The sequence below is a fragment of the Ralstonia sp. UBA689 genome, assembly GCF_002298975.1.
Classification (GTDB): Bacteria; Pseudomonadota; Gammaproteobacteria; order Burkholderiales; family Burkholderiaceae; genus Ralstonia.
In genome coordinates this window covers 53,441-77,394 of the sequence record NZ_DBMV01000005.1, presented here as the reverse complement: position 1 = coordinate 77,394, position 23,954 = coordinate 53,441, and the positions used below count along the sequence as shown (strand labels likewise).

The 23,954-nt window shown below is 65.7% G+C and carries 20 protein-coding genes; 8 read left to right on the top strand and 12 right to left on the bottom strand.

Annotated elements, in window-relative coordinates; translation table 11 throughout:
* Positions 1-15 precede the first annotated feature (15 nt).
* From B4F51_RS03170 to B4F51_RS03155, 4 genes are all read right to left on the bottom strand, one after another.
* Entirely contained in the window at positions 16-1,323 is a 1,308-nt protein-coding gene (locus B4F51_RS03170) for a replication-associated recombination protein A (protein ID WP_296223646.1), read from the bottom strand.
* An 84-nt stretch (positions 1,324-1,407) separates the two neighbouring features.
* Positions 1,408-1,824 (bottom strand): hypothetical protein, encoded by a 417-nt coding sequence (locus B4F51_RS03165; RefSeq protein WP_296223637.1) that lies wholly within the window; start codon positions 1,822-1,824, stop codon positions 1,408-1,410.
* Positions 1,825-1,859: 35 nt separating this feature from the next.
* Positions 1,860-2,507 (bottom strand): outer membrane lipoprotein chaperone LolA, encoded by a 648-nt coding sequence (gene lolA / locus B4F51_RS03160; RefSeq protein WP_296223636.1) that lies wholly within the window; start codon positions 2,505-2,507, stop codon positions 1,860-1,862.
* Between the two features lie 99 nt (positions 2,508-2,606).
* Complete coding sequence (locus B4F51_RS03155; protein ID WP_296223635.1) at positions 2,607-4,952, bottom strand: DNA translocase FtsK; 2,346 nt, start codon at positions 4,950-4,952, stop codon at positions 2,607-2,609.
* A gap of 210 nt (positions 4,953-5,162) precedes the next feature.
* On the opposite strand from B4F51_RS03155, the gene trxB reads away from it, so the two are divergent.
* The 3 genes from trxB (at position 5,163) to B4F51_RS03140 (ending at position 7,581) form a co-directional block, all read left to right on the top strand.
* Positions 5,163-6,119, top strand: a complete 957-nt coding sequence (trxB, locus tag B4F51_RS03150; RefSeq protein ID WP_296223634.1) for a thioredoxin-disulfide reductase — start codon at positions 5,163-5,165, stop codon at positions 6,117-6,119.
* A gap of 130 nt (positions 6,120-6,249) precedes the next feature.
* Complete coding sequence (locus B4F51_RS03145; RefSeq protein WP_296223633.1) at positions 6,250-6,915, top strand: Smr/MutS family protein; 666 nt, start codon at positions 6,250-6,252, stop codon at positions 6,913-6,915.
* Positions 6,916-6,957: 42 nt separating this feature from the next.
* On the top strand, positions 6,958-7,581 hold the full coding sequence (locus B4F51_RS03140) for a trimeric intracellular cation channel family protein (RefSeq protein ID WP_296223632.1): 624 nt from the start codon (positions 6,958-6,960) through the stop codon (positions 7,579-7,581).
* 45 nt (positions 7,582-7,626) lie between these two features.
* Here the strand turns inward: B4F51_RS03140 and B4F51_RS03135 are convergent, their stop codons facing one another.
* From B4F51_RS03135 to B4F51_RS03125, 3 genes are read right to left on the bottom strand one after another with little or no spacing between them, the layout of a single operon-like run.
* Positions 7,627-7,965, bottom strand: coding sequence for a P-II family nitrogen regulator (locus tag B4F51_RS03135; RefSeq protein WP_004631293.1), 339 nt, complete (start codon positions 7,963-7,965; stop codon positions 7,627-7,629).
* A 15-nt stretch (positions 7,966-7,980) separates the two neighbouring features.
* The gene (locus tag B4F51_RS03130; RefSeq protein ID WP_296223631.1) at positions 7,981-8,607 is read right to left on the bottom strand and encodes a class I SAM-dependent methyltransferase; all 627 of its coding nucleotides are present in this window, start codon (positions 8,605-8,607) and stop codon (positions 7,981-7,983) included.
* A gap of 11 nt (positions 8,608-8,618) precedes the next feature.
* Positions 8,619-10,256 carry an NAD+ synthase gene (locus tag B4F51_RS03125; protein ID WP_296223630.1) on the bottom strand — a complete coding sequence of 546 codons (1,638 nt, stop codon included), beginning with the start codon at positions 10,254-10,256 and terminating at the stop codon, positions 8,619-8,621.
* A gap of 55 nt (positions 10,257-10,311) precedes the next feature.
* Between B4F51_RS03125 and B4F51_RS03120 the strand changes: the two genes are divergently transcribed.
* Positions 10,312-11,529 (top strand): GNAT family N-acetyltransferase, encoded by a 1,218-nt coding sequence (locus B4F51_RS03120; protein WP_296223629.1) that lies wholly within the window; start codon positions 10,312-10,314, stop codon positions 11,527-11,529.
* Between the two features lie 72 nt (positions 11,530-11,601).
* Here the strand turns inward: B4F51_RS03120 and B4F51_RS03115 are convergent, their stop codons facing one another.
* Positions 11,602-11,787, bottom strand: coding sequence for a hypothetical protein (locus B4F51_RS03115; protein ID WP_296223628.1), 186 nt, complete (start codon positions 11,785-11,787; stop codon positions 11,602-11,604).
* A 300-nt stretch (positions 11,788-12,087) separates the two neighbouring features.
* On the bottom strand, positions 12,088-12,615 hold the full coding sequence (gene ppa, locus B4F51_RS03110; RefSeq protein ID WP_296223627.1) for an inorganic diphosphatase: 528 nt from the start codon (positions 12,613-12,615) through the stop codon (positions 12,088-12,090).
* 147 nt (positions 12,616-12,762) lie between these two features.
* On the opposite strand from ppa, the gene B4F51_RS03105 reads away from it, so the two are divergent.
* The 3 genes from B4F51_RS03105 to B4F51_RS03095 all read left to right on the top strand — a co-directional run bounded on the left by B4F51_RS03105 (position 12,763) and on the right by B4F51_RS03095 (position 16,447).
* The gene (locus B4F51_RS03105) at positions 12,763-14,199 is read left to right on the top strand and encodes an aldehyde dehydrogenase family protein (RefSeq protein ID WP_296223626.1); all 1,437 of its coding nucleotides are present in this window, start codon (positions 12,763-12,765) and stop codon (positions 14,197-14,199) included.
* 28 nt (positions 14,200-14,227) lie between these two features.
* Positions 14,228-14,986 carry an SDR family oxidoreductase gene (locus B4F51_RS03100; RefSeq protein WP_296223625.1) on the top strand — a complete coding sequence of 253 codons (759 nt, stop codon included), beginning with the start codon at positions 14,228-14,230 and terminating at the stop codon, positions 14,984-14,986.
* A gap of 135 nt (positions 14,987-15,121) precedes the next feature.
* Positions 15,122-16,447 (top strand): MFS transporter, encoded by a 1,326-nt coding sequence (locus B4F51_RS03095; RefSeq protein WP_296223624.1) that lies wholly within the window; start codon positions 15,122-15,124, stop codon positions 16,445-16,447.
* Positions 16,448-16,494: 47 nt separating this feature from the next.
* Here the strand turns inward: B4F51_RS03095 and B4F51_RS03090 are convergent, their stop codons facing one another.
* Genes B4F51_RS03090 through hemC form a run of 3 tightly spaced genes read right to left on the bottom strand, consistent with a single transcriptional unit; the run spans position 16,495 to position 20,855 of the window.
* Positions 16,495-17,688: a heme biosynthesis protein HemY gene (locus B4F51_RS03090; RefSeq protein ID WP_296223623.1), complete on the bottom strand. Its 1,194-nt coding sequence runs from the start codon at positions 17,686-17,688 to the stop codon at positions 16,495-16,497.
* A gap of 2 nt (positions 17,689-17,690) precedes the next feature.
* On the bottom strand, positions 17,691-19,823 hold the full coding sequence (hemDX, locus tag B4F51_RS03085; protein WP_296223622.1) for a fused uroporphyrinogen-III synthase HemD/membrane protein HemX: 2,133 nt from the start codon (positions 19,821-19,823) through the stop codon (positions 17,691-17,693).
* Between the two features lie 15 nt (positions 19,824-19,838).
* Positions 19,839-20,855 (bottom strand): hydroxymethylbilane synthase, encoded by a 1,017-nt coding sequence (gene hemC / locus B4F51_RS03080; protein WP_296223621.1) that lies wholly within the window; start codon positions 20,853-20,855, stop codon positions 19,839-19,841.
* 108 nt (positions 20,856-20,963) lie between these two features.
* Between hemC and ppc the strand changes: the two genes are divergently transcribed.
* Positions 20,964-23,954, top strand: coding sequence for a phosphoenolpyruvate carboxylase (ppc, locus tag B4F51_RS03075; RefSeq protein WP_296223620.1), 2,991 nt, complete (start codon positions 20,964-20,966; stop codon positions 23,952-23,954).

Here is a 23,954-nt window from a genome sequence, read left to right as displayed (position 1 = left end):
ACCGGCCCGACCCGCCTATTTGTCGCGGGAGGATTTGCCTTGTTCGGCACGCCACTGCGCATCCAGCTCGCGCAGGTGGCGCAGCTTGTCGCCGATCTTGCCTTCCAGCCCGCGCGGCGTCGGCACATACCACTGCTGCGCGGGAAGATCATCGGGAAAGTAGGTTTCGCCAGCGGCGTAGGCCTCAGGCTCGTCGTGGGCGTAGCGGTACGCGTGGCCGTAGCCAAGCTCCTTCATCAGCTTGGTCGGGGCGTTGCGCAGATGCACGGGCACTGTGCGCGACTTGTCCTGGCTCACGAAGGCACGCGCCGCCTTGTAGGCGTTGTAGCCAGCGTTGGATTTGGGCGCGATGGCCAGATAGATCAGCGCCTGCGCCAGCGCCAGCTCCCCTTCCGGCGAGCCGAGGCGTTCATATGTTTCCGCTGCGTCCAGCGTGATGCGCCCAGCGCGCGGGTCGGCCAGGCCGATGTCTTCCCACGCCATACGCACGATGCGGCGCGCGAGATAGCGCGGGTCCGCGCCGCCGTCGAGCATGCGGCAGAACCAATACAACGCTGCATCCGGATCGGACCCGCGCACGGATTTATGCAGCGCGCTGATCTGGTCATAGAAGGCATCGCCGCCCTTGTCGAAGCGGCGCAGGTTTTCCGACAGCGCGGAAGCCAGCAGCGTCTCGTCGACGGCAGGCGCGGTATCGCCCTCGGCCTGCGCGCGGGCGGCACGCGTGACGATCTCGATGTTGTTCAACAGCTTACGGCCGTCGCCGTCAGCGGAGGCGACGATGGCGTCGAGCGCGCCGGGGGTCCACTCCAGCCCGCCCAACTCCTGCCGGGCACGTTCGGCCAACTGCTTGAGCTCATCGTCCGACAGGCTCTTGAGCACGTACACGGCCGCGCGCGACAGCAACGCGCCATTCACCTCGAACGACGGATTCTCGGTGGTCGCACCAATGAAGGTGAAGAGGCCGCTCTCCACATGCGGCAGGAAGGCGTCCTGCTGGCTCTTGTTGAAGCGGTGCACCTCATCGACAAACACCAGCGTGCGGCGGCCATGCGCGCGGAACTGCTCAGCGCGCTCCACTGCCTCGCGAATGTCCTTCACGCCCGACAGCACAGCGGACAGCGCAATGAACTCCGCATCGAAGGCATCCGCCATCAGCCGCGCCAGCGTGGTCTTGCCCACGCCCGGCGGCCCCCACAGGATCATCGAATGCGGCTCACCCGAGGCAAACGCCACGCGCAGCGGCTTACCCGGCCCCAGCAGATGCTGCTGACCGATGACCTCATCGACGGAATGCGGGCGCAGACGCTCCGCCAGCGGCATGTGGGCGGGCGCGTCCGGGAAGAGAGAAGCTGAAGCGTTCATGCGGGGATTGTCGCAGAAACTGGGGCCGCCCCCGCTCCTCGCTCAATTCGACGCGCGCTGCACCAGCCCCATGAACTCCTTGGCCGACAACGGCCCGTGACACGACTGCGTGCCGTTGGGCGAACGTAGCAGCAGCCAGACGCTCTCGCTGGCTGGCGGCTGGATCACAAATGGCTGGCGGGTGGATGCCTCGGGCAGGCGCGGATCGGCCGGCGCCTGGATCGGCACGACCTGGGCGGCATGACCCGTCACCAGGGCGTTGCATTCGGCGCTCGGCAACTGCGTTGCGCGCAGGAAATCCTTGTTGACCAACGCTTCTGCCAGCACCGTGTCCGGCGCGGCGAGGAAGGAATCGACGTCAAAGCGGGACACGCTCGTGGAGGCGCATCCCGCCAATACCACCGCCGTTGTGGCAACGACGGCTGCGCGTTGCAGCGAAGTGGTGAACGGTAAACGCATGGTCGGTCTCCTTGTCGAAAACCGGCCCGCACACGTTACTGCTTGATAACGTCGGCCCCCTTGGGCGGCACGAAGCGGAACGCGTTGGCCGGCAGTTGTGGATTCTTCTGAATGTTCGAGAACGTCAGCAGCGTGGTGTTCCCGAAGGCATCGCGCAGCTCCATCCCCTGCAGCTCGCCGCTGCGGAAACCAATGGCAATGCGCTCGAACTGGGTGTCGCGGGCCTTGGGCGTGAGTTCCACCCAGTCGATGCCGTCTTTGGTGCCGCCTTCCTTGAGCGCGAAGTTCTTGGCGAGGTCATTGCTGCCGAACAGGATGGCGGCCGGGCTGGAGCCGAGCGAGGCGTCCAGTTTGCGCTCCGTGACCTGGTTCAGATCCTTGTCGTAGATGTACAGCATCTGGCCGTCTGCCGACAGTTGCTGCTCATACGGCTTCATATAGCGCCAGACGAAGCGGCCGGGGCGCGAGAAGACGAAATCACCGCTGGAGGTGCCGGCCACGCGCAGTGGATTGCCGTTGGTGCCGCCCTTCACCTGCCGCTGCACGAATTCGCCACGCGCGGTGGTGACGTTGCTCACAAAGGCGTTGAGCTGCTCGACCGCACCCGCATAGGCACCGGCAGACCACGCCGCCAGCGACACCAGCCCGGCGGCCATCAGGTGACGTGCTTTCAACACGAACATAGGAATTCCGGTTTCAGTTGATCTTGTTGTTAGTGGGCGGCCGCGCCAGAACATTCCGCCAGTCAGGTCAACGCAAGGTAACGCGATGTAACCGCAGCGTCATTCCTCTTCGACGACGTTGCCGTTGCGATTGGGCGCCAGGATTTCGCGGTTACCGTTGCCGGACATCGCCGAGACCAGCCCGGCCTTTTCCATGTCTTCGAGCAGGCGCGCGGCGCGGTTGTAGCCGATGCGCAGGTGACGCTGCACCAGCGAGATCGACGCACGGCGGTTCTTGAGCACCACGTCGACGGCCTGGTCGTACAGCGGATCGGCCTCGCCACCGGCACCGCCGGCAATGCCTGCACCGCCGCCAAAACCATCGCCGCCGCCCTCTCCGTCAACCACACCGCCCTCGAGGATGCCCTCGATGTAGTTCGGCTCGCCCTGCGATTTGAGGTTGTCTACCACGCGGTGCACTTCATCATCCGACACGAAGGCACCGTGCACGCGCACCGGCAGGCCGGTGCCGGGCGCCAGATAGAGCATGTCGCCCATCCCAAGCAGTGCTTCGGCACCTTGCTGATCGAGAATCGTGCGCGAGTCGATCTTGCTGCTGACCTGGAAGGCAATCCGCGTCGGCACGTTGGCCTTGATGAGGCCGGTGATCACGTCCACGGAAGGCCGCTGCGTCGCCAGCACCAGGTGGATGCCGGCCGCACGCGCCTTCTGTGCAATCCGTGCGATCAGCTCTTCAACCTTCTTGCCGACCACCATCATCAGGTCGGCAAGCTCGTCGATGACGATGACGATCATCGGCAGCTTGTCGAGCGGCTCCGGCGCATCGGGCGTCAGGCTGAATGGGTTGGGAATCTTCTCTTCGCGCGCGGCGGCTTCTTCGATCTTCTTGTTGAAGCCGGCCAGGTTGCGCACGCCCATCTTGCTCATGAGCTTGTAGCGGCGCTCCATTTCGCCCACGGCCCAGTTCAGGGCGTGGCCGGCCTGGCGCATGTCGGTCACCACCGGGCACAGCAGGTGCGGAATGCCTTCGTAGATGCTCAGTTCCAGCATCTTCGGGTCGATCAGGATCAGGCGCACCGCATCGGCCTTGGCCTTGTACAGCAGCGACAGGATCATCGCGTTGATCCCGACCGACTTACCGGAGCCCGTGGTACCGGCCACCATGCAGTGCGGCATCTTGGCCAGGTCCGCCACCACCGGCTTGCCGGCGATGTCCTTGCCCAGCGCCAGCGTGAGCTGCGATGCGCTTTCGTTGTAGACCTGCGAGCCGAGAATCTCCGACAGGCGCACCGCCTGCCGCTTCGGATTCGGCAGCTCCAGACCCATGCAGTTCTTGCCCGGGATCGTCTCCACCACGCGGATCGATACCAGCGACAGTGAGCGCGCCAGGTCCTTCGCCAGGTTGACGATCTGGCTGCCCTTTACGCCCGTTGCCGGCTCGATTTCGTAGCGTGTGATGACCGGCCCCGGATAGGCCGCCACCACCTGCACTTCCACGCCGAAATCCTTGAGCTTCTTCTCGATCAGGCGCGAGGTGAATTCCAGCGTCTCGGCGCTCACGGTTTCCACCACCGGCGGGATCGGATCGAGCAGCGCCAGCGGTGGCAGGTCCGAATCGTGAATGTCGACAAACAGCGGCTGCTGCTTCTCGCGCTCCACGCGCTCGCTCTTGACCACGGCGGTCGGGCGCACGATCTGAACCGGCGGCGATTCTTCAATGCGCACGCGGCGGGTTTCGACCACTTCCTCGCGCTCGACCTTGGCGGCCTCGCCGATGGCGCGATCCTGCTTGCTCTCGCGGCGCGTCTTGAAGCCCACGAACAGCATCTCGACGCCCGCGCCGATCTGCTCGGCCAGATTCAGCCACGAAAAATGGAAGAACAGCGACAGTCCGACCAGAAACGTGAAGAGCAGCGCCAGCGTGCCGCCAGTAAAGCCCAGCGAATGCTGCATCGCCCCGCCGATCACATCGCCCAGCACGCCGCCAGGCGCACGCGGCAGCTTCATGTGCAGCGAGTACATGCGGATGGCTTCCAGACCCATGCTGGAGGCCAGGATGAGCGCAAAGCCGATCCACGTGACACTAGCGTCAACACGCGGCATGGCCGTGCGTGGCAAGCGCTCGTCCGACATCAGCTCGCGCCAGCCGCGCCAGACCTTGCGCACCAGCAGCACCGCCCACCAGTAGGCAGACGCGCCAAAGACAAACAGCAGCAGGTCGGCCAGCCACGCGCCCACGCGGCCGCCCAGGTTACGGATCTCGTCGACCTGGCTGGCATGGGTGAAACCGGGGTCGGCCCGGTTGTATGACAGAAGGATGATCAGGAAGGCGATGGTCACCGCCAGCAACAGGAACCAGCGGACCTCCCCCAGCAGCCGCCCAATGCGGGACGGCAGTGCGGAGGGATCGGTGCGGGTTGTCGGAGTGGTGGAAGCTCGAGCCATGCGGGAGACGGGTGCGCCGCTTGGACAAGGCCACGCGGCTTGGGACAGCACAAATACGATGCCGAGGATTGTAACGCGGCCCTATCACCGCCATTGGAATTTACAACCGGGCGGACGAGGGGGTGCCACTTTATAATGTCGCCCGTCACCCTCACCTAGCCTGCACGGCGGCAGTTCCACCCCTCGTGCCGCGCACATACCGAACGCATCATGGCAAAACACGCAAAAGTGCTGATCCTCGGCTCCGGCCCCGCCGGCTACACGGCCGCCATCTACGCCGCCCGGGCCAACCTGAACCCGGTGCTGGTCACCGGCCTGGCCCAGGGTGGCCAGCTCATGACCACCACCGACGTGGAAAACTGGCCCGCCGACAAGGAGCACCTGCAAGGCCCCGAGCTGATGCAGCGCTTCCTGGAGCACGCCGAGCGCTTCAAGACCGAGATCGTGTTCGACCACATCCACACCGCCCACCTGAATGAAAAGCCGATCCGCCTGATCGGCGATTCGGGCGAGTACACCGCCGACGCACTGATCATCTCCACCGGCGCCTCGGCCCAATACCTGGGCCTGCCGTCGGAAGAGACGTTTGCCGGCCGCGGCGTATCGGCCTGCGCCACCTGCGACGGCTTCTTCTACAAGGGCCAGGAAGTCGCCGTGGTGGGCGGCGGCAACACCGCCGTGGAAGAAGCGCTGTACCTGGCCAACATCGCCAGCAAGGTCACGCTCGTCCACCGCCGCGACAAGTTCCGCGCCGAGCCGATCCTGATCGACCGTCTGCATGAGCAGGAGAAGAAGGGCAAGATCGAGATCAAGACCAACATGGTGCTCGACGAGATCCTGGGTGACGACTCCGGCGTGACGGGCGCCCGCCTGAAAGGCGTGCACGACAACGAGGGCAAGACGGAAGAGGTCAAGGTCGCGGGCGTATTCATCGCCATCGGCCACAAGCCGAACACCGACCTGTTCAAGGGTCAGCTCGAAATGAACGAAACCGGCTACATCCGCACGCAAAGTGGCCTGGCCGGCAACGCCACGGCCACCAACATCCCGGGCGTGTTCGCCGCCGGCGACGTGCAGGACCACGTGTACCGCCAGGCGATCACCAGCGCCGGCACGGGCTGCATGGCCGCACTGGACGCCCAGCGCTACCTGGAAAGCCTGGAATAAGCTTCACCGTCCCGGGTTTCCCGGGCGCAAACAACGCGGCCGATGGGTGACCATCGGCCGTTTTGCCATGTGCGGCACCTTCGTATAATCGACAGATGCTCCACCCCGATGTGCTCGCCTGCCCTTCACCATGAAACGCGCCTCTTCCCCCGCCAACAAGCTCAGCCTGACCGACCTGGCCGGCCTGCGTGACCAGCTCAAGCACGAGACGGAGGCACGCGAAGCCGAACGCCAGCGCGCCGAAGCCGCTGCGCGTAAGGCCGCCGAAGAAGCCAACGTGTTTCGTGCCAGCATCGGCGAGGTGAGCGCACTGCGCCAGAACAAGCGCGTCGAACATCCGCGCAACCCGCCCGCGCCCGACCCCGTGCATTCGCGCGCCGAAGAGCAAACCGTGCTGCGCGATTCCTTGTCGGATGAATTCGACGTGGACAACCTGCTCGAAACCGACGACACGCTGTCCTACCGTCGCCCCGGCATCGGCGACGACGTGCTCAAGAAGCTGCGGCGCGGCGAGTGGGCCACGCAAGACCAGATCGACCTGCACGGCATGCGCCGCGAAGAAGCCCGGGAGGCACTGGCCGCCTTCCTGCGCCGTGCCGTACAGCGTGGAATCCGCTGCGTGCGCGTGATTCACGGCAAGGGCCTCGGCTCGCCCGACAAAACGCCGGTGCTCAAGGGCAAGGTGCGCTCGTGGCTGGTGCAGAAGGAAGAAGTGATCGCCTTTGTCGAGCCGCGCAACACAGCCGGCGGCGCTGGCGCGGTGCTGGTGCTGCTGCGTCAGCCGCACGGCGCCTGACGCTCGGCCCTGCCCCCAACCGCCAATAACACGAAAGCGCCCATGCACATCGGCCGCCTGCAATTGGTCATGCACTGGATGGAGATCCTCGCGGTCTTCTCGTTTGCCCTCTCCGGCTTGGCCGAGGCGCGGCGACGCCGGCTCGATGCCGTCGGCGCCTTCATCGTTGCCTTTCTGACGGCCTTCGGCGGCGGCACGCTGCGGGACTTGCTGCTTGATCGCCGCCCCTTCTACTGGGTCGAGCACGAGCACTATCTGCTTGCGCTGTTTGTCATGAGCCTGTTCGCCAACTGGGTGATCCGGCTGGTGAGCCAGCTTGTATCCGACCGCGTGCTGATCGTGGCAGACGCCATCGGCATGGGCCTCTTCGGCGTGCTGGGCACGCAACTGGCGCTCGATGCCGGCATGCCGGTCTTCGTATCGGTGATGATGGGCGTCATCACGGCGGCCTTTGGCGGTCTGCTGCGCGACGTGGTCTGCAATGAGGTGCCCATGCTGCTGCGGGACAACCACCCGTATGCGACCTGCGCTTTCCTCGGGTGCTTTTTCTACGTCGGGCTGACATTCACGGACCTGCTGCCGAGCGTGTCCGTGGTGATCGCCACGCTGGCGATCGTGGTGGGGCGGCTGCTGACGCTGCACTGGAACATCACGCTCCCGCGCTGATCGGCGCTGACCGGCGCGAGCGCGCCGGCCTTGTGTGACGACAGCTTAAACCGCCGCTTCGTCCTTCTCGCCGGTGCGGATGCGGATCACCTGCTCCACCGGCATCACGAAAATCTTGCCGTCGCCGATCTTGCCGGTCTTGGCAGCCTTGACGATGGTGTCGATCACGTTCTCGACCTGGCTCTCAGCCACCACCACCTCGATCTTGATCTTGGGCAGGAAATCGACCACGTATTCGGCGCCACGATACAGCTCGGTATGGCCCTTCTGGCGGCCAAAGCCCTTGACCTCGGTGACGGTCAGGCCAGTCACCCCCACGTCGGCGAGCGACTCGCGCACTTCGTCCAGTTTGAACGGCTTGATGATGGCGGTGATCTGTTTCATGGGTGTCTCGCTGACTTAGTTGGTGAGGTATTCAAGCGTCCAATAATACTGGAGGCGGTTAATGCGCACATCGCGGGCGATGCCGGCCACTGTCTCCTGCAGGGTCCGGTCGTCGGGAAAATTCTTCAGCACGTCGTGCTCACTGCCGTCCTCAAGGGGGCGGCGCTGCCACGTGTTGCCATGTTCGTCGTTGTAGGCAACCGGCGTGCTTGAGCCGGACACATACTGGTTATCAAACCACAGCACCCGCACGCCGGGGCCCAGCACCCCGTGCAAGCGCTCCACGTGCGCGCGCAGGTGCTGCAGTGGCACGTGCGACCACCAGCAGCCCGCCGTCATCACGTCGAACGCGTCCGGAGCGAACGGCAGCGTGTCATTGTCGGCGCGTACGAACGAAGCGCCAGCGATGCTCTTGGCGTGTGCAATTCGCAGAACCGTGTCGTTGTAATCCGCGCCGACGATGCTGCGCGCATCGGTCATTGCCTGTGTCCAGAAACCAGTGCCGCAGGCCAGGTCCAGCACCCGCGCGCCGCGTGTGGCGTCACGCACGCGCGCCTTCAACCACGCCAAATCGCCCTGCCGCTCCGGCTTCGTATAGATACGTTCGTATTCGGGGGCGCGCTTGGCGTAGTAGTCGAGCATAGGGTCGCGGCCTATTCCTTGAAGCGGGAGGTGATCGGATACCGCCAGTCCCGCCCGAAGGCCCGCTGCGTCACACGGATGCCTACCGGCGCCTGGCGGCGCTTGTACTCGTTGACCTTGATGAGCCGCACGATCTTCTGCACGTCAGCCTCGGCAAACCCGGCGGCGATGATGTCGGCCACCGGCTGATTCTGCTCCATGTAGCGCTGCACGATGGCGTCGAGCGCGTCATATTCGGGCAGGCTGTCCTGGTCGAGCTGGTTCTCGCGCAGTTCGGCCGACGGCGCACGCGTCAGGATGCGTTCCGGAATGACGTCCGACAGCGTATTGCGGTAGCGGCACAGCCGATAGACCAGCGTCTTGAAGATGTCCTTGATGACAGCAAAGCCGCCGGCCATGTCCCCATACAGCGTGCAGTAGCCAACCGCCATCTCGCTCTTGTTGCCGGTGGTCAGGACAATGCGGCCGGACTTGTTGGACAGTGCCATCAGCAGCGTGCCGCGAATGCGCGCCTGGATGTTCTCTTCGGTCGCATCTTCGGGCAGGCCACGGAACTCTTCCGCCAGCGCGCCCTTGAACGCGTCGAACATCGGCGTGATCGGGATTTCGTCGTACTGCACGCCCAGGCGGGCGGCCATGTCGCGTGCATCGACCCAAGAGATGTCAGCCGTGTAGCGCGAGGGCATCATCACCGCACGCACGCGGTCGGCGCCCAGCGCATCGACGGCAATCGCCAGCACCAGCGCCGAATCGACGCCGCCCGACAAGCCGATGATCGCGCCCGGAAAGCCATTCTTGCCAAGGTAATCGCGCACGCCGAGCTTGAGCGCCTCGTACACCTGCGCCTCCAGCGGCGCCTCGGGCACGATCGTGCCGGGCAGCGCGCGTCCGCCATCGAACTGCGCGTAGCCGATGCCCTCGACAAATCGGCCCATCCGCACAACAACCTTGCCCTGGGCATCCAGTACGAAGGAGCCGCCGTCGAACACGAGCTCATCTTGCCCGCAGACGAGGTTCAGATACACATGCGGCAAGCCCGATTCCTTCACCCGCGCGCCGATGATCTGCTCGCGCAGGTCGCCCTTGTCGAGGTGATACGGCGAAGCGTTGGGGATCAGCACCACCTGCGCACCAGCGGCCTTTGCATAGGCCGTGGCTTGCGCATACCAGGCGTCTTCGCAAATGATGATGCCGAAGCGCGTGCCATCCACCTCGAACACAAAGGGCTCGGTGCCGGGCTGGAAGTAGCGTTTCTCGTCGAAGACTTCGTTGTTGGGCAGGTCGAGCTTGTGATACCGGCCAACCACGCGGCCATCCACCGCCACGGTAACGCTGTTGGTGGGCTTGGGCAGCACGCCGGGCGCCGGCGCCTCGAGCGAGATCTGCGGGTGCCCGATCAGCACGTGCAGGCCGTTAAACGCAGCCAGCTCAGCGATGAGGGTGTCAAGCGCACGGGCGCTGGCGTCGATAAAGGCCGGACGCAGCAACAGGTCTTCAGGCGGATAGCCCGTCAGGGACAGTTCCGGCGTGACGAGAATGCGCGCACCAGCCTGGTGCGCCTCGCGCGCGGCAGCGATGATGCGGGCGGCATTGGCAGCGAAATCGCCGACGGTGCAGTTGATCTGGGCGAGAGCGACAGAGACAGTCATGGGGGCAATAGGGGATGCAAGCGCGGCACCCCAGGCTGGAATTAGAATCGGCGGCATGACTTCCCGCCCCCTCGCTCCCGAGCCCGAAACCCGCGCCGGATCGCGCCATTATCGCACGCGACTTGTGACCGATCTGCGCGATATCGGCCGCGACACATGGGACGCGCTGCTTGCGCTGCAACCCGAGGCAACGCCGTTCCTGCGTTTCGACTTCCTGCACGCCCTGCACGAGAGCGGCAGCGCATCGCCAGGCACGGGCTGGTCGCCGCAATACCTGGCGCTGTGGGAAGACGGCCCCGATGGCGAAGTGCTCGCCGCTGCCGCGCCGCTGTATGTGAAGGGCCACTCCTATGGCGAATACGTGTTCGACTGGGCGTGGGCCAATGCCTATGCGCAGCACGGCCTGGAGTATTACCCGAAGTGGCTGTCGGCGGTGCCCTTTACGCCCGTGCAGGGTGCGCGGCTGCTGGCGCGCGATGCGGCCTCGCGGGCGGCGCTGCTCGAAACGCTATTGGCGATTGCCCGGCAGAGCGGACTGTCGTCGCTGCACGTGCTTTTCCCGACCACCGATGAGGCACAGCTCATGCGTGCCGCAGGCATGTTGCTGCGGCAAGGGGTGCAGTTCCATTGGTGCAACGCGGGCTTTGCCAGCTTCGATGACTTCCTCGGCGCACTGGAGCAGAAGAAGCGCAAGAACATCCGCGCCGAGCGCCGCCGCGTGCACGATGCGGGCATCACCTTCCGCCATGTACCCGGCGCGGCCGCCACCGACGCCGATTGGCGCTTCTTCCACCGCTGCTACCGGTCCACCTACCGCGAGCATCACTCCTCGCCCTACTTGAACCTGGAGTTCTTCCGCCAGATCGGCCAGATGATGCCGGAGAACCTGCTGCTGGTGATCGCCTCGCGCGAGGGCAACGACATCGCCAGCGCGCTGCTGGTAGTCGACGCACGTCCCCAGGCGTCCGTCATGTACGGCCGCTACTGGGGCGCTGTCGAACACCACCCCTGCTTACACTTCGAGACGGCGTACTACCAGCCGCTTGCGTACTGCATCAAGCACGGCATCCGCACCTTCGAGGGCGGCGCCCAGGGCGAGCACAAGATGGCGCGCGGCTTCGAGCCGGTGGCGACGCTGTCGGCGCACTGGCTGGCACATCCTGATTTTGCTGACGCGGTGGGCCGGTTCCTGGACCGCGAGACAGCCGGCATGGAGGCGTATCTGGACGAACTTACCGACCGCTCGCCGTTCAGGCAGCGGCCGGAGTCGTAGAGCAAAGGGGCGGGAAAACCCCGACGGCACGAAAGACAGCGTCCGCGCGAACAGCGAACGCAGAGGCGAAGCTTATTTCGACACCAGCTTCTGCTGAGCGACGGTGCAATACGTCGGGCTGGTATCGGCAGCGGCCGACGCAACGGAACGTTCGCCTGCATGCGCGGCATCAGACGGGCCGACCAGCAATGCCCACACGGTGAAGGCCGTCATGGCGGCAGCGGAAAACACGGAAACGACCACGGTCTTGTTCAACATCGCAGTACCAAGGGTTGGAGTCAAACTTGACGGGGAGTCTAGAGGTGTCGTTTGCGGCGGGCAAATGAGCGTTACTTAAATCTCTGTACAGCGAGAATGCTTCAACCGATCATGCATTCACCATCAAAACGTCTGAGAAAGGCATGATTTGCCATGCGCTCACCACGAATGGCGTCGCCATGCGGGTTGGCGGGTGGCGCAATGTTATCGCCACCCTCCCCGCGGCAATAAAAAATCCCGGCCATCCTGATGGATGCCGGGATTTGTCAGACAAGCCGTACAGCAAATTCCCCAAACGGCTTACTTCTTATAGTTGGCTACGCCGTCGGCGATTTCCTTGTGGGCTTCTTCGATGCCGCCCCAACCTTCGACCTTGACCCACTTGCCGGCTTCCAGCGCCTTGTACTGCTCGAAGAAGTGCTTGATCTGGTCGAGCAGGTTCTGGCCGATGTCCGACAGATCGGTCATGTGGGCGGTGGCCGGGCTCAGCTTGTTGACCGGCACGGCAACCAGCTTGGCGTCCACGCCGGATTCGTCCGTCATCTTAAGCATGCCCAGCGCGCGGCAGCGCACCACGCAGCCGTGGATCAGCGGGAACGGGGTGACAACCAGCACGTCGACCGGGTCGCCGTCGCCCGACAGCGTCTGCGGAATGAAGCCGTAGTTGGCCGGATAGCGCATGCCGGTGCCGACGAAGCGGTCCACGTGCAGCAGACCGGTTTCCTTGTCGGCTTCGTACTTGACCGGGTCGCTCTGCGCCGGGATCTCGATGATGACGTTGAAGTCGTTGGGAATGTCCTTGCCCGGCGAGACGTTGTTGAAGCTCATGGAAATGCTCCGGAATGCGCGAAAACGACGCAAATGGTTGGAAAAAAGGTCTAAAAAGTGTCGGCGGGCATTATAGCGCTTGACGCCTGCCACCCCTGGCGCCGCCGTGCGAAAATCGCACGTTGCCGATCTTTGCAGGAACCCTCCATGCATGCCCAGCACTTCATCGCCAACCGCCTGATGTCGCCCGATTCGGGCATGCGCATCAAGGTATTCGACCCCTCCGACGGCCAGCCTTTTGCCGAGATCGCACGCGGCAACGCCACGGACATCAACGTTGCCGTGCACGCTGCACGGCGCGCCTTCGACGGCGTGTGGGGCCAACTGCCCCCGGCCGAGCGCGGCCGGCTGCTCATGCGTGTGGCCCTGCGACTGGCCGACCACGAAGAAGAACTCGCCCGCCTGGAGGCCCGCGACACCGGCAAGCCGATGCGCCAGGCCCGCGCCGACGCCCGCGCCATCGCGCGCTACTTCGAGTTCTACGCCGGCGCGGCCGACAAGCTGCACGGGCAGACCATCCCCTATCCGGCGGATACGACCGTGCTCACCATCCGCGAGCCGCATGGCGTGACGGCGCACATCATCCCGTGGAACTACCCGATGCAGATCTTCGGGCGCAGCGTGGGTGCCGCGCTGGCAGCGGGCAACGCCTGCGTCGTCAAGCCGGCGGAAGACGCATGCCTGTCGATCCTGCGCGTGGCCGAACTGGCTGCGGAGGCCGGTCTGCCCGACGGCGCGCTGAACATCGTCACCGGCTACGGGCATGAGGCCGGGGCAGCGCTGGCGGCGCATCCGGGCATCAACCATGTGTCGTTCACGGGCTCGCCCGAAACGGGCAAGACTATCGTGCGGGCGGCGGCCGAGCACCACGTGCCGGTCACGCTGGAGCTGGGAGGCAAATCTCCGCAGATCCTGTTTGCCGATGCCGACCTGGAAGCCGCGATTCCGGCGGTGGTGGGCGGCATCATCCAGAACGCCGGGCAGACGTGCTCGGCCGGCAGCCGTGTGCTGATCGAGCGCAGCCTGTACGAGACGGTGCTGGATCGCCTCGCCACGGTATTCGAATCGATCAAGGTCGGGCCGTCGACGCTCGACCTGGACTGCGGCCCGCTCATCAACCCCAAACAGCAGCAGCGCGTATGGGATTTCGTCTCAGACGCGCAGCACGCCAACATCCCGGTGATGGCACAGGGGCTGGTGGTGCCCGAGGCGCCAGAGACCGGCTACTACCAGGCGCCGATGCTGCTGCGCGACGTGCCGCATACACACCGTCTGGCGCAGGAAGAGGTGTTCGGCCCGCTGCTGGCGGCCATGCCCTTCGATACCGAGGCCGAAGCACTGACACTGGCCAACGGCACGCCCTATGGCCTGGTGGCCGGCGTGTGGACACGCGACGGCGGCCGGCAGTTGCGTCTGGCGCGCAAGCTCAAGGCCGGCCAGGTTTTCGTCAACAACTACGGCGCGGGCGGCGGCGTGGAACTGCCCTTTGGCGGCACCGGCCAATCGGGCCACGGGCGCGAGAAAGGCTTCGAGGCGCTGTATGGCTTCACAACGCTCAAGACCATCGCCATCCGCCACGGTTAAAGCAACACAAACACAACAAGGAGACGCCATGCGGCTTGCCGGCAAGATCGCCATCGTTACGGGTGCGGGTTCGGGGTTCGGCGAAGGCATCGCCAACACCTTTGCGCGCGAGGGTGCACGCGTCATCGTCAACGACCTCAACGCCGAAGCCGGCGAACGCGTGGCCAACGCCATTCGCGTGGCTGGCGGCGATGCGCATTTCGTGCAGGCCGACGTGTCGGACGGCGCGTCGGTCGCCAGCCTGCTCGGCGCCACGCTGGAGCGCTACGGCGACTTGCACATCGTCATCAACAACGCCGGCACCACGCACCGGAACAAGCCGCTCCTGCAGATCACCGAAGACGAGTTCGACCGCGTGATGGCCGTCAACGTGAAGTCCATCTACTGGACGGCGCGCCACATGGTGCCGCACTTCCGCGCGCGCGGCGGTGGCGTGTTCGTCAACGTGGCATCGACGGCAGGCATCCGGCCGCGGCCGGGGCTGGTCTGGTACAACGCCAGCAAGGGCGCCGTCATCACGGCCAGCAAGGCCATGGCGGCAGAACTCGGCCCGGACAAGATCCGCGTGAACAGCGTCAACCCGGTGATGGGCGCCACGGGCCTGCTGGAGCAGTTCATGGGCATGCCCGATACGCCAGAGAACCGCGCGCGGTTCCTGGCGACGATCCCGATGGGGCGGCTGTCCACGCCGCAAGATGTGGCCAATGCCTGCCTTTACCTGGCTTCTGACGAAGCCGAGTTCATCACCGGTACATGCCTGGAGGTGGACGGCGGGCGCTGCGTGTAGTCGTCACTACGATCCCCGTTTCGGGAGCGCTTGGCGAGACGCAATGATCAAGCGCAGAATGCGGTGGCGGTTTGTCGGGCCGAGGTTGTCGACAAGGTGCTCTCGGCCTGAACTCACAACAACACAGGAGACCCGATGGCCACCACCACCCCGCCGCTGGGCGGCGCAGGCACGCTGCCGCCCCAGACCTCCAGCGACTTCGAAGAAGCCACTTACCGCAAGGTGAGCTGGCGCCTGATTCCGTTCCTGCTGCTGTGTTACGTGGTTGCGTATCTGGACCGCGTCAACGTCGGCTTCGCCAAGCTGCAGATGCTCAACGACCTGAAGTTCAGCGAGACCATCTACGGGCTTGGCGCGGGCATCTTCTTCATCGGCTACTTCCTCTTCGAGGTGCCGAGCAACGTGATCCTGCATCGGGTGGGCGCGCGCATGTGGATCGCGCGGATCATGATCTCGTGGGGTCTCATCTCGGCGGCCATGATGTTCGTGACCACGCCGGCCATGTTCTACGTGATGCGCTTCCTGCTGGGGTTGGCGGAAGCCGGCTTCTTCCCTGGCATCATCCTGTATCTCACCTACTGGTATCCGGCGCAGCGGCGCGGGCGCACCACCACGTTCTTCATGACGGCGGTGGCGCTGTCGGGCGTGATCGGCGGGCCGCTGTCGGGTTGGGCGATGACGACGTTCTCGGGCGCCGGCGGACTGGCCGGCTGGCAGTGGATGTTCCTGATCGAGGGCATTCCATCCGTCATCGTCGGCATCGTCGTGCTGCTCTACTTGGACGATCGCATCAGCCACGCCAAGTGGTTGACCGAGGACGAGAAGGCCCTGCTCACCCGCAACGTCGCAGCCGAAGACGCCGAGAAGGAAGACCCGCCCATCCGCACCGTCATGGCGAGCCCGCGCGTGTGGCTGATGAGCCTGATCTACTTCACGTTCGTGATGGGCCTGTACGGCGTGAGCTTCTGGCTGCCGACGCTGATCAAGCAGACCGGTGTGGCCGATCCGTTCTCGGTGGGGCTGCTCACGGCAATCCCGTACGGCGCGGCGGTCATCGGCATGATCCTGGTCGCACGCAGCGCCGACCGCACACGCGAGCGCCGCTGGCACATCGCCATTCCGGCTGTGGCGGGCGCCATCGGGCTGATTCTGTCGGCCGTCTGGCACACCAATACGACGTTGGCGATGGCCGCGCTCACGCTCGGCACCGTAGGCATCCTGACTACGCTGCCGCTGTTCTGGAGCCTGCCGACCGCCTTCCTGGCCGGCACCGGCGCTGCGGCCGGCATCGCGCTCATCAACTCGCTGGGCAACCTGGCCGGCTTCCTGAGCCCCTATGCCGTCGGCTGGTTGAAGGATGCCACCCAGAGCACCGACTCAGGCATGTACATGCTGGCCGCATCGATGGTGCTGGGGGCAGTCCTCACGCTGTCCGTACCAGCCCGGATGGTGAACAAGTAAGCGTCGCCCACCCAACGAAAAAGGCCGGGTTCATCCCGGCCTTTTTTTCATTTCACGGCAAGCAGCGCGCTCTGCCGGTAGTGACGCTGGGACTCTTCCAGCCGCTCGGTCTGCTCGTACAGTTGCGCGAGCGCCAGATGCGCGTGGGCGCGCAAGCTGCCGTGTTGATCGGCATCCGCATACTTCAGGGCCGACTCCAGGCTCGATTGCGCCTTGCCCCAGAGCTGCTCCTTGAAGCACAGCATGCCGAGCGTGTAGAACAGGTCAGCATCCACCGGATGCTGGGCAAGCCATTTCTCGGCCTGCTGAATCAGCTGCAGCGCCTTGCCGGGCACAGCGCAATCGGCATAGCGACGGATGAGCCGGCCGTCCCAATGCGCCTTCAGACCCTCTTCAACAATGCGCTTGGCATCTTCCGTGCGCCCCAGTTGAGCGAAGTACAGCGCGGCCTGCGAAGCAATACGCGGCGAGCGGCGCTCCTCGGTGGTCAGTTCACGCCAGAAGCTGGTGAGTGCGTCGGCGTCGTGGCGGCGTTCGGTCAGCAGCGTCTCGCAGGCCATCTGCTTGAGGCGCGCGGCCAGCACGGTATGGATGGCGTTGCGCTTTTCCAGCGCACGCGTCAGGCGCAGCACCTCGCTCCAGTTCTTCAGATGCTGATGCGCGCGCAGGGCAATCCGCTGCGCCTGAATCTGCCGCGCGCCCTGCGACTGCAGTTGCGCGATCTTCTCCAACGCGCCTTCGGCATCGCGTGCGTCGACCAGCAATTCGGCCATCGATACAAGCTTGGCCTGCTCGCGATCAGGCGAGGTCACCTCGGCCATCCACGCATCGCGGCGTTCGGTTTCCTGCATGCGGTGCGCGGCTCGGGCACCGATCAGCGCGGCGGTCTCACGCTGCGCATCCCAGGCTTGGGCCTCACGCGCGAGGCGTTCCGCACGGCCGAAGCGGCCGGCAAACAGGCTCTCCATCGCCTCGCGCAGCGCGGCAGACGCACGCAGGATACGCGTGCGCTCGCGATACGCCGCTGCGCGTGCCGGCATCCCCGCAACGTGGTGGAACAACCGCATCAGCAAATGCAGCACCACAAACGTCACCAGCAACGCGGCCAACACGAAGTTGAGCGACATCTCCACCCGGTATGGCGGATAGAACAGGACGACGTTGCTCAGGTTGAGCTCGGTGAACAGCGCCAGCCCAACGGCGGCGGCAAACAGCAGCGCGACCCAGAATACCCAGCGCATGCTCACTCCTTGCTCTGGCCGCGCGTGGCGGAAAGGCTGTCGGCCAGCGTCGGCACCTCCAGCGTGCCGACCGAGCTGCGCACCTGCGCCAGCAGGTTCTGCACGGCACTCACGCGCGGCGATTGCGTGTCGAAGTAGCGCGTGAGCAGCGTGTCGGCGCGGCCGAGGTCGGCGCGGAACACGGCGTCATTGCGCGAGAGCAGCGCCAGGCGCGCATTCATCAGGCGCAGCTTGAGGTTCTCGCGCAGGAACCACGCCTGATCCGATGACAGCAGCAGCGCCTCGGTCTGATCCACGCGGCGCACCTGCACGATCTGACCCAGTTCGCTATGCACGTCGTCCCACAGGCGGCCCCACCATGCACGCATGCCGGCCGACCATCCCGTGCCAGCGGCTGCCGACGACACCGAAGCCGCCGGCGCCGATGCCGCAGTGTGGTTCTTGGCCGACTTGGCCAACTTGGCCGCCTTGGTCGATTGAGCCGAGGCCGGAACACGCGGCGCCGGCGCGGCCTGTTCCGCATCCAGCGGCTGGGCCGACGACACCAGCGGCAGCACGTCGATGGCGTTGATCGCCTCATCCAGGCGGATCGCCGCGCCGCTCAGGTCGATCGAGGGCATTGCCTTGAGCTTGGCGATATCACGCGCAACCGCACGGCGCATGACATTGAACTGCGGCTTGTCGAACGTGGCCAGGCGTGCATCGATGGTCTGCAGCGCAGCCAGCGCGGCGGCGACGTTACCGGTCAGTTGCAGTTGCTCGGCGGCCACTTCCAGCGAGCGCTCAATCTCGGCACGCTGCCAATCGTCGCGGTTGCGCAGAAGGTCCTGGCTGGCTTGCTCCAGCGCAGCCTGACGATCGCGCGTCTCCGTCGTGCGGGCGTCCAAGGCGCCGAACTTCTGCTGCAACTGGGAGACGGCGTCCTGCTCGGCGCGTGAGCGCACGCGCATCTCCTGCGCCAGCGCCTCGTTCTGCTGCGCGCGCTGGCGGATATCTCGGGCCAAGCGTTCATTGCGGACCTGCAATACCGCGACCGCCGCCACGACGGCGGCCAGCACCACCCAGATCACCCAGCTACCGCGGCGCGGCACATGGTTGCCGGCTGGCGTGGGGACATAAGCGGCCGGCGCCTGTGCGGCGGGCGCGGGGGCAGGTGCCGGACTCGGCTGGGCAGCCGCTGGCGTCGAGGCGGGAGCGGACGAGGAAACAGGGGTCTGCGTCACGATGGAAGAAGACAAATTCGATTCAGTGGATACAGGTACAGGTGCGGGCGTGGACGCATGCACAGGCCCAGCCCATGCCAGCACGCCGGCGAGCAGACGGTCGTCGCCGGCGCCAGTGAGTGTCACATCGCGAAAACCCAGCGCCTTGGCCTGCTCGACGATGCGGGCATGCGGCGCAAAACCCGGCGCGCCGTGCAGCGAGTCGAGCTCGGCGGGCGTCAGGTTGGCGCGGGCCAGGTCGTCGAGATTGCGCACCGCTTCGGAACTGGTGAGCGTCCAGGCATGACGGCCGGCCAGCACAGCCCGCAGCGCGATCCAGGCGGCGGCATCGGGCACGGGCACGCTACGGCGGTAGGCCTCGACCGTGCGCACGGCCGCACCAGCTTCGCGCAATTGGTCGGCCAGCCATTCACGGCCGCCATTGCCACGCACGATCAGCACCTCGCGACCGCGCAGCGATGCCACATCCAGCCGCGCATACAGCGCTTCGGAATCCTGGCGGGCATCGTCCGCATGCGTGTCGGGCTTGATGACGCGATACGCAGGTGGCGCGACGCCGTGCGCAGCCAGCGCCTGCGCGCTCGCGGGGCCGACCACGGCCACGGGCACGTCTTGCGGCCAGAGGAACCCCTCCGGCATGGCGGCAAACGCCTGTTGCACGGCATTGGGGCTGACAAACACTGCCAGCGCAAAGCGCGACGGATCAGCCAGCGCGGCGCGCAGATCGTCGAGGTTCGGCGTCGGCGCGATATCGAGCAGCGGGAACTGGTGCGTGCGCAGCCCGTGACGCTCCAGCGCCGCCACCAGCATGGGCGCCTGCGCGCGCGGACGCGTGACCACCACCACGGGCGTGGCGACTGGCGGCTGTGCGGCAGATGGCGCGCTGGATGAGGGTGGCGAACGATCGTCCATGGCGAGCCGTAGGCGTCAGGTCGAGGGCGGGGCGTCGGCGCCCAGCATGGCCAGAATGTCGCGGGCGCCGCCGTTCAGCATCTGCTGGGCGACCTGCACGCCAAGCGCATCGGCCTCGGCCAGCGTGGCGGGCTTGGTCTCACCGTCGGCAGCCAGCTTGCGAGTGCCGTCTTGCGAAGCAACAAAGGCGCGCAGTCGCAGTGTGCCGGCGTCCGACCACTGCGCGAATGACGCCAGCGGCACTTGGCACGAGCCGCCCAGGATACGTGAGACTGCACGCTCGGCAGTCACGGCCAGCGCGGTGCGCGCGTCATGCAGCGGCGCGAGCCAGGCCTGCACGTCGGCGCGATCCGCGCGGATCTCGATGCCCAGCGCCCCCTGCCCGGCGGCCGGCAGTGATTCTTCCGGCGCAATGGTTGAGCGGATGCGATCGGCCAGCCCCAAGCGCTTGAGTCCGGCGGCGGCAAGGATGATGGCTGCGTAGTCGCCGCGATCCAGCTTGGACAGGCGCGTATCCAGATTGCCACGCAGCGGCTGGATGACCAGATGAGGAAAGCGCGCGCGCAGCGAAGCTTCGCGGCGCAGGCTGGACGTGCCCACCACGGCGCCGGTCGGCAACGAGGCCAGATCGGCGTAGTGGTTGGAGACGAAGGCGTCGCGCGGGTCTTCACGCTCCAGGATGGCCGACAGCGCGAAGCCTTCAGGCAGCTCCATCGGCACATCTTTGAGCGAATGGACGGCCAGATCGGCGCGCCCCTCGGCCAGCGCGACTTCCAGTTCCTTCACGAACAAACCTTTGCCCCCCACCTTGGCGAGGGAGCGATCGAGAATCTGGTCGCCGCGCGTAGTCATGCCAAGGATGGACACGTCGCACGCGGGATAGTATTTTTGCAATGCAGCACGCACGTGCTCGGCCTGCCAGAGAGCAAGCCGGCTTTCGCGCGAGGCAATGACCAGCTTGGTCGGCGCCTGAGCTGCAGGAGCAGTTACAAGCTGGGATTCGACGGAAGTCGGGCGGGCATGAGAAGACATGCGGCAATGGTAGCACGCAGCATTTTCACCACAGCCCGGCTATCACGTGGAAGTGATGCAGAAAAGAGGGCCATTCAGGCACCTTGACCATCCAACTTAGGAGACACCATGACGCAGCCCGCCGCGCGCCGCGCTTCCTCGCGCGCGACCACCGCCCGCAAGGCTTCCGCCGCCCCCGCCAAGACCATCAAGGCAGCCAAGCCCACCGCCAAACCCGCCCCCAAGGCCAATGGCGCGGACGAAGCCAACGGTGGATCACTTGGCCCAACCTCGCGCCGCTCGTCGGGCAGCGCCGCAGCCAAGGATCAGCCGCTGAAAGAGGACATCCGCTTCCTCGGGCGCCTGCTGGGCGACGTGCTGCGTGATCAGGAAGGCGGCACCGTCTTCGAAACCGTCGAAACCATCCGCCAGACCGCCGTACGCTTTCGCCGCGATGGCGACCGCCAGGCCGAACAGGAACTCGACCGGCTGCTGAAAACCCTCTCGCGCGACCAGACCACCTCGGTCGTGCGCGCGTTCAGCTATTTCTCGCACCTGGCCAACATCGCCGAAGACCAGCATCACAACCGCCGCCGCCGCGTGCACGCGCTGGCCGGCTCGCCGCCGCAGCCGGGCAGCCTGATGCGTGCGCTGCTGTCAGCGGCCGATGAAGGGCTGTCGGGCGACGTACTGCGCCGCTTCTTCGAGTCTGCGCTGATCGTGCCGGTGCTGACTGCGCACCCGACCGAGGTGCAGCGCAAGAGCATCCTGGATGCGCAACGCGACATCGCCCGCCTGCTGGCCGAGCGCGACGCGCCGCTCACCGCGCGCGAGAGCGAACGCAATACCGCTAGCCTGCGCGCCCACGTCACCAAACTGTGGCAGACGCGCATGTTGCGCACCACGCGCCTGATGGTGGCCGACGAGATCGAGAACGCGCTGTCGTACTACCAGACCACCTTCCTGCGCGAGATTCCCGCGCTGTACCGTGAGCTGGAAGAAGATGTTGCCGCCGTGTTCCCGCGCCGCGGTGCACGCGGCGAGCCGGCTCCGCTGCCCGCTTTCTTCCAGATGGGCTCGTGGATCGGCGGCGACCGCGACGGCAACCCCTTCGTTACCGCCGAGACACTGCGCTATGCCGCGCGCAAGCAAGCCAGCGTGATCCTCGCGTGGTACCTGGACGAGATCCATGCGCTGGGCACCGAGCTGTCGATGTCCACGTCGCTGGTGGACGTGAGTGCCGAACTGCAGGCGCTGGCCGAACGCTCGCCCGATCACTCCGAACACCGCGTGGACGAGCCATACCGCCGTGCACTGATTGGTGTGTATGCGCGCTTGGCGGCCACCTGCCGCGAACTGACGGGTGAGGATGCTGGCCGCCACGCTGTGGGCCCGGCCCCCGCCTATGCGAGCGCAGAAGAACTGCGCGCCGACATCCAGATCGTGATCGATTCGCTGGCGGCGCACCACGGCGAGGTGCTGGCCGATGCGCGGCTGGCATCGCTGGCGCGCGCGATTGATGTGTTCGGCTTCCACCTGTCGTCGATCGACCTGCGTCAGGTGTCGGACGTGCACGAAGCGACCGTCGCAGAACTGCTCAAGGTGGCGGGTGTGGAAGGTGCCTACGCGGCGCTGTCCGAGGCCGACAAGCGCACGCTGCTGCTGCGCGAGCTGCAACAGCCCCGCGTGCTGACGCTGCCGTTCCATGCGTACAGCGAACAGACGACGTCGGAGATCGACATCTTCCGTGCCGCACGCGAGGTACGCGCCCGCTACGGCAACCGCATCGTGCGCAACTACATCATCTCGCACACCGAGACGCTGTCCGACCTGCTGGAAGTGATGTTGCTGCAGAAGGAAGCCGGCATGTTCCGCGCCGGCACGAACGGCAACGGCGGCGCCGGGCTGGACGTGATGGTGATCCCGCTGTTCGAAACCATCGAAGACTTGCGCAACGCCCCACAGATCATGGGTGATTTGCTGGCCCTGCCCGGCTTCGATGCCGTGCTGGCCGCGCAGGGCAACGAGCAGGAAGTCATGCTCGGCTATTCGGATTCCAACAAGGACGGCGGCTTCCTCACCTCCAACTGGGAGCTGTACAAGGCCGAGCTGGCGCTGGTGGAGCTATTCGAGCGCAAGGGCGTGCGCCTGCGCCTGTTCCACGGCCGCGGCGGCACGGTAGGCCGAGGCGGCGGCCCGACCTACCAGGCCATCCTGTCGCAGCCGCCTGGCACGGTGAATGGGCAGATCCGCCTGACCGAACAGGGCGAAATCATCTCCAGCAAGTTCGCCAACCCTGAGATCGGCCGGCGCAACCTGGAGACCATCGTCGCGGCCACGCTGGAAGCCACGCTGCTGCCGACACGCAACCGCCCGAAGGGCCTGGAGGAATTCGAAGCCGCCATGCAGGCGCTGTCGGACCACGCCTTTAGCGCCTACCGCAATCTCGTCTACGAAACCCCGGGCTTCAAGGATTACTTCTTCGCCACCACGCCCATCACCGAAATTGCCGACCTGAACCTCGGTTCGCGCCCAGCCTCTCGCAAACTGATGGACAAGAAGCACCGCCGCATCGAAGACCTGCGCGCGATTCCGTGGGGCTTTTCGTGGGGCCAGTGCCGCCTGCTGCTGCCGGGCTGGTTCGGCTTTGGCAGCGCGGTGCAGCGCTGGCTGGACGAGGCTGGCAACGCCAAGGCCCGCGCCGCACGCCTGGCCACACTCAAGCGCATGCACAAGCAGTGGCCGTTCTTCGCCAACCTGCTGTCGAACATGGACATGGTGCTGTCCAAGGCCGATCTGAACGTGGCCTCGCGCTACGCGCAGCTCTGCGACGACCGCAAGCTGCGTAACGCGGTGTTCTCGCGCATCTCGGCCGAGTTCACGCTCACCGAGCAGATGCTCGCGGCCATCACCGGGCAATCGGAGCGACTGTCCGACAACCCGCTGCTGGCGCGTTCGATCAAGAACCGCTTCCCATACCTCGACCCGCTCAACCACTTGCAGGTGGAGCTGCTCAAGCGCTTCCGTTCGGGCAAGACCGGCAGCGACGATGCACGCGTGCGGCGCGGCATCCACCTGTCGATCAACGGGATTGCGGCGGGCCTGCGCAATAGCGGCTAA